Source organism: Actinomadura logoneensis, assembly GCF_003428695.1.
In the GTDB taxonomy this organism is placed as follows: Bacteria; Actinomycetota; Actinomycetes; order Streptosporangiales; family Streptosporangiaceae; genus Spirillospora; species Spirillospora logoneensis.
In genome coordinates this window covers 1-5376 of record NZ_QURH01000846.1, presented here as the reverse complement: position 1 = coordinate 5376, position 5376 = coordinate 1, and the positions used below count along the sequence as shown (strand labels likewise).

At 73.7% G+C, this 5376-nt stretch carries 5 protein-coding genes; 2 read left to right on the top strand and 3 right to left on the bottom strand.

Annotated elements, in window-relative coordinates; all coding sequences use genetic code 11:
- Positions 1-153: 153 nt before the first annotated feature.
- Positions 154-1800 carry an FAD-dependent oxidoreductase gene (locus tag DZF91_RS28745; protein ID WP_199486956.1) on the top strand — a complete coding sequence of 549 codons (1647 nt, stop codon included), beginning with the start codon at positions 154-156 and terminating at the stop codon, positions 1798-1800.
- Between the two features lie 16 nt (positions 1801-1816).
- On the opposite strand, the gene DZF91_RS28740 is transcribed toward DZF91_RS28745, so the two are convergent.
- Positions 1817-2641 (bottom strand): transporter substrate-binding domain-containing protein, encoded by an 825-nt coding sequence (locus tag DZF91_RS28740; protein WP_117360253.1) that lies wholly within the window; start codon positions 2639-2641, stop codon positions 1817-1819.
- A gap of 142 nt (positions 2642-2783) precedes the next feature.
- The gene (locus tag DZF91_RS28735) at positions 2784-3206 is read right to left on the bottom strand and encodes a hypothetical protein (protein WP_117360252.1); all 423 of its coding nucleotides are present in this window, start codon (positions 3204-3206) and stop codon (positions 2784-2786) included.
- A gap of 191 nt (positions 3207-3397) precedes the next feature.
- On the opposite strand from DZF91_RS28735, the gene DZF91_RS28730 reads away from it, so the two are divergent.
- Entirely contained in the window at positions 3398-4855 is a 1458-nt protein-coding gene (locus DZF91_RS28730) for an ATP-binding protein (RefSeq protein WP_117360251.1), read from the top strand.
- A gap of 53 nt (positions 4856-4908) precedes the next feature.
- Here DZF91_RS28730 and DZF91_RS42315 read toward each other — a convergent pair whose 3' ends face one another.
- Positions 4909-5202: a hypothetical protein gene (locus tag DZF91_RS42315; protein ID WP_117360250.1), complete on the bottom strand. Its 294-nt coding sequence runs from the start codon at positions 5200-5202 to the stop codon at positions 4909-4911.
- Positions 5203-5376 lie beyond the last annotated feature (174 nt).

Below are 5376 nucleotides of genomic sequence, written 5' to 3'. Positions count from 1 at the left end.
GGCGTCCGCCGCGCCCGCCTCCGCCCCGGTCCGCGCCCCGGCGGGACGCCGGACGGTGCGTTCGCGCCGGTCGGCGTGGGCGCGGACGGAAACGGAGATCACCGGACGTCGTACGCTTATGCCGACACGGGCGGACCTGAGGAGAAGACCAGCGTGGCCAAACCAGTGATCGTGACCGTGGACGACGACCCGGGCGTGTCCCGGGCCGTGGCCCGGGACCTGCGCCGCCGCTACGCGGAGTCGTACCGGGTGCTGCGGGCCGAGTCGGGCCCGCAGGCGCTGGAGGCGCTGCGCGAGCTGAAGCTGCGCGGGGACGACACCGCGGTGCTCGTCGCCGACCACCGGATGCCCGACATGACCGGCGTGGAGTTCCTCGAGGAGGCGATGGACCTCTACCCCTTCGCCCGCCGCGTCCTGCTCACCGCCTACGCCGACACCGACGCCGCGATCCGCGCGATCAACGTCGTGGACCTGGACCACTACCTGCTCAAGCCGTGGGACCCGCCGGAGGAGAAGTTCTACCCGGTGATCGACGCGCAGCTGGAGGCGTGGCGGCGCACCGACCGGCGGCGGCCCGGCGAGCTGCGGGTCGTGGGCCACCGCTGGTCCGAGCGGTCCTACCAGGTGCGCGACTTCCTGGCCCGCAACCAGGTGCCCTACACGTGGCTGCTGGACACCGCCCCCGAGGCGGTCGAGCTGCTCAAGGCGGCGGGCGACCCGGAGCTGCCGCTGGTCGTGACCGCCGACGGGACCACGCTCAGCGCGCCCACCGACACCGAGCTGGCCGCCGTGGTCGGGCTGACCACCGCGCCCGGCGCGGACTTCTACGACCTGGTCGTGGTCGGCGGCGGCCCGGCCGGGCTCGGCGCGGCGGTGTACGGCGCGTCCGAGGGCCTCAACACCGTGCTGATCGAGCGGCACGCGTCCGGCGGGCAGGCCGGGCAGAGCTCCCGGATCGAGAACTACCTCGGCTTCCCCGACGGGGTGTCCGGGGCGCAGCTCGCCGACCGGGCCCGCCGCCAGGCCGTCCGCTTCGGCGCGGAACTGATCACCACCGGCGAGGTCACCGGGATCGCCGCGCACGGCCGGGCCCGGGTCGTCACGCAGGCGGACGGCACGACCGTCGCCGCGCACGCGGTCATCCTCGCCACCGGCGTCTCCTACCGGCGGCTGGACGCGCCCGGCCTGGACGACCTGGTCGGACGCGGCGTGTACTACGGCGCGGCGACGGCCGAGACGCCGAGCTGCGCGGGCGAGGAGGTCTACGTCGTCGGCGGCGCGAACTCGGCGGGCCAGGCGGCGGTGAACCTCGCCAAGGTCGCCCGCCGCGTGCACATCCTGATCCGCGGCGAGGGCCTGGAACGGTCGATGTCGCACTACCTCATCGAGCAGATCGCCGGGATCGCCAACATCGAGGTGCACCCGAACACCGTCGTCACCGGGGGCCGCGGCGACGACCGGCTCGAACGGCTCGTCCTGGCCGGGCCGGACGGCGAGCGGACCGTCCACACGCACTGGCTGTTCGTCTTCATCGGCGCCGAACCGGGCACCGACTGGCTGGACGGGGTGGTCGAGCGCGACGAGCACGGCTTCGTCCTCACCGGCCCCGACCTGGTCACCGACGGCCGCCGCCCGGCCGACTGGGAGCCGAACCGCCAGCCGTACCACCTGGAGACGAGCATGCCGGGCGTGTTCGCCGCCGGGGACGTCCGGGCCGGGTCGATGAAGCGCGTCGCCTCGGCCGTCGGGGACGGCGCGATGGCCGTCGCGCTCGTCCACCGCTACCTCGAACAGGCCTGACCGGGAGCGGCGTCCGCTACGCGCAGCCCTCGAACTGCGGGACGGCGACCACCGACATGTCCAGGCCGGAGCCGCCGAACCAGCGGCCCATGGACCTCGCCATCGTGCCGTCCTGGTACATCCGGGTGATCGCCTTGTTGACGGCCTCGCAGCCGTCCGGGTCGCCCGGCCGCATGCCGATGCCGGTGGGCTGCTCCCCGAAGCGGGCGCCGAGCAGCCGGAACGGCGCGCCCGGCTGGTTGCGCAGCCCGGCGAGGATGGTGTCGTTGGTGGTGATCGCGTCGATCCGGCCGTCCCGGAGCATCGCGGTGCACTGCGCGTACCCGTCGGTCTGCACCGGCACGGCGGGGACGCGCAGCCCCTTGACGACCAGGTCGGCCGCGCCCGCCCCCCTGACCGCGCAGATCGGACGCCCGGCGAGGTCGTGCACGTTCCTGATGCGCCGCTCGTCCGAGCGGACGAGGATGTCCTGGTAGGTCGGCACGTACGGCCCGGCGAAGGTGATCCGCGTCTTCCAGTCGGCCCGGACCCAGTACGTGAGGATCATGTCCACGCTCCTGTCCCTCAACAGGAGCCGTTCGCGGTCGGCGGCCGGGGCCGCGACGATCCGGACGTGCTTTCCGAGCGCCTTCGCGACATAGGTCGCGACGTCCACGTCCAGGCCCTCGAACGTGCCGTCCCCCTTGCGCATGCCGATCCCGGGCAGGTCCGGCCGCACCCCGGCGACGAGGGTCCTCTTCGCCAGCAGACCGGACTCCGCCCGCACGTAGGGCAGGCAGCCGGTCGCGGCGGTGGTCGCCGCCAGCCACGCCGCGAGTCCCGGCGTGATCATCCTCCGCATGGCGCGCACGCTAGCAACGCCGTCGGCTTTGTATCGGAGGATCGACCACAAAAGGCCGACATCATCTGCTCGGTGCGGCCCGCTCGGGATGGTCGTTCGCGCATCCCGAGCCGACGTGAGGCCGCCCGCCTGTTCCTCCGGTTCAGCGGGTACGGCGGAGCGCGGTGTACTGGAGGGCCGCGAAACCGCCGACCACGATCGCCTGCAGCACCGCCCACACGGCGCCGACGGTGGTCAGCGAGAACCAGCCCACGACCACGGTGACGACGCTCAGCACCGTCCACAGCGCGTTCGCCTCGACCACGGCGGTCGCGGCGCCGCGCCGGGGACGGGCGGGCATGGAGATCGCCCACACCGCGGCGGCGTACAGCAGGAGGAAGGCGCCCAGTTCCCGTCCCGCGGTGGCGCCCAGGCCGAGCAGGTCGTCGAGCGGAGCGGCCAGAGCGAGGTAGAGCAGGCCGTTGGCGCCGGTCACGATCGCGTCGGCACGCAGTGCCAGGCGCAGCAGGCGGTTGCCGTCGGAGAACAGGCCGGCGGGGGTGCGCGTCGTGGCTGCCGTGGTCATCGGAGTCCTCTTTTCCCTGGAGTTCCTTGCCTGACGACCACGACGTTAGGGACGGCGGATAGCCGACGCGATTACCTGGGACGTAGCCGAGCCGGGGTCCGACCTGCCGAGACCCGCCCGCGGGACCTTCGACTACGCTGCTCTGGTTTTCGATACTTGGAGCGGTGACCATGGATGGTCGAGGAGAAGACATGACGGCCGTCGAGCCCGCCGAACTGGGCCGCCTGTTCCTGTTCGAGGACCTGGACGACGAGAAGCTGGCGTGGCTCGCGGCCTACGGCTGCGAGCGCGCCTACGCCGAGGGCGAGACGATCTGCGCCCAGGGCGACCCGGCCGAGTTCCTGTACGTCCTGCTGGACGGCGAGGTCGCGATCGTCCAGCAGGTCCGCGACCACGCGGTGGAGATGACCCGGTCGGCGAACCCCGGCGTGTACGGCGGCGCCGTCCAGGCGTACATCGGCGACCGGATCGAGCAGCGGTACGCGCACACGCTGCGCGCGCTGCGCCCGTCCCGCATGTTCGAACTGCCCGCGCGCAAGTTCGGCAAGGCCGTCCGCTCCTGGTTCCCGATGGCGACCCACCTGCTGGAGGGCGTGTTCTTCGGGATGAACAACGCCCGGCGGCTGGTGGACCAGCGCGAGCGGCTGACCGCGCTCGGCACCATCACCGCCGGGCTCACCCACGAGCTGAACAACCCGGCCGCGGCGGCGGCGCGCGCCGCGTCCGAGCTGGGCGACCGGCTCGTCGGCGCGCAGAAGCGGCTGGTGGAGCTGGCGTCCGGCGGCGTGGACTGCGAGCACATCGCCCGGCTCGTCGCGCTGCACGACCGCCTCGTCGGCGCCGGGCACCGGCAGCCCGCGCGCGACCCGATCGCCGTCAGCGACGCCGAGGACGAGCTCGGCGACTGGCTGGACGAGCACGGCGTCGACGACGCCTGGGACCTCGCGCCCGCGCTGGTCGCCGCGGGCATCGGGGTGGACGAGGCCGAGCGCGTCGCCGAGATCGCGGGCGACCGCCTCGGCGTCGCGATGGCCTGGCTCACCGAGACCCTGGAGGTCGCGCAGCTCCAGGCGGAGATCTCCGAGGCGACCACCCGGATCACCGGCCTGCTGGACTCGGCCCGCCAGTACTCCCAGCTCGACCGCGCCCCGTACCAGAGCGTCGACCTGCGGACGCTGCTCGACAGCACCCTCACCATGCTGAAGCGCAAGTTCCCGCCGGACGTGCGCGTGCGCAGGGACTACGCGCCCGACCTGCCGCCCGTCCCGGTGTTCGCGGCGGAGCTGAACCAGGTCTGGACGAACCTGATCGTCAACGCGCTGGACGCGATGGACGGATCGGGCGCCCTCACCGTCCGGACGTTCCGCGACAACGGCCAGGCCGTCGTGGAGATCGCCGACACCGGCGGCGGCATCCCCGAGCAGAACCTCGACCGGATCTTCACCCCGTTCTTCACGACCAAGCCGGTCGGCCAGGGCACCGGCCTCGGTCTGGACATCTCCTGGCGGATCGTGGTCGACCGGCACGGCGGCGACATCCAGGTCGCCTCGGCGCCGGGCGACACCCGCTTCCAGGTGCGGCTGCCCCTCACCCCCACCGCCGCGCCGTCCGCCGAGGACGACCGGCACCCGTCCGCCGAGGACGACTGAACACGCGTCCGCCTCCGGCTCCGGCGTTCGGGAGGCGGAGGCGGACGCGGACGTCAGTCGTCGTGGCCGAACGCGAGGGCGTGGCCGGGGCCTGAATCGCGGTACACGTCGCCGTGCCCCCAGCTCAGGACCTCGAACCGGACCTGGACGGCGTGCTCGCGGCGTCCGGTGAGCTCCCGCATCATCTCCTCGGACAGGTCGAGGATGGCGGGGACGTCGTGCTGCGCGACCGCCCAGCCGGCGGGGCCGAAGTCCTCGACGACCCCGGTGGCCCGCCGCCCCCGGTAGGCGACCCGGACGCGGGTGCCGAGCGGCCAGTAGGGGCTCGCGACCGTCCGGAACGACATGCGCGCGCCGCGCGCGGTGTCCCGGTCCCAGAAGGACGTGGCGGTCGCCGTCCCGGACGGTAACCGGGACCGGCGCCGAGCCGGGGACGCGGGCGGGACGGCGGACCGGCGGCCCCTCGGTCCCGGCGTCCGTCCGCGCCCGGACGCCGGGACCGGGGAAGCGACCGGCGGAGC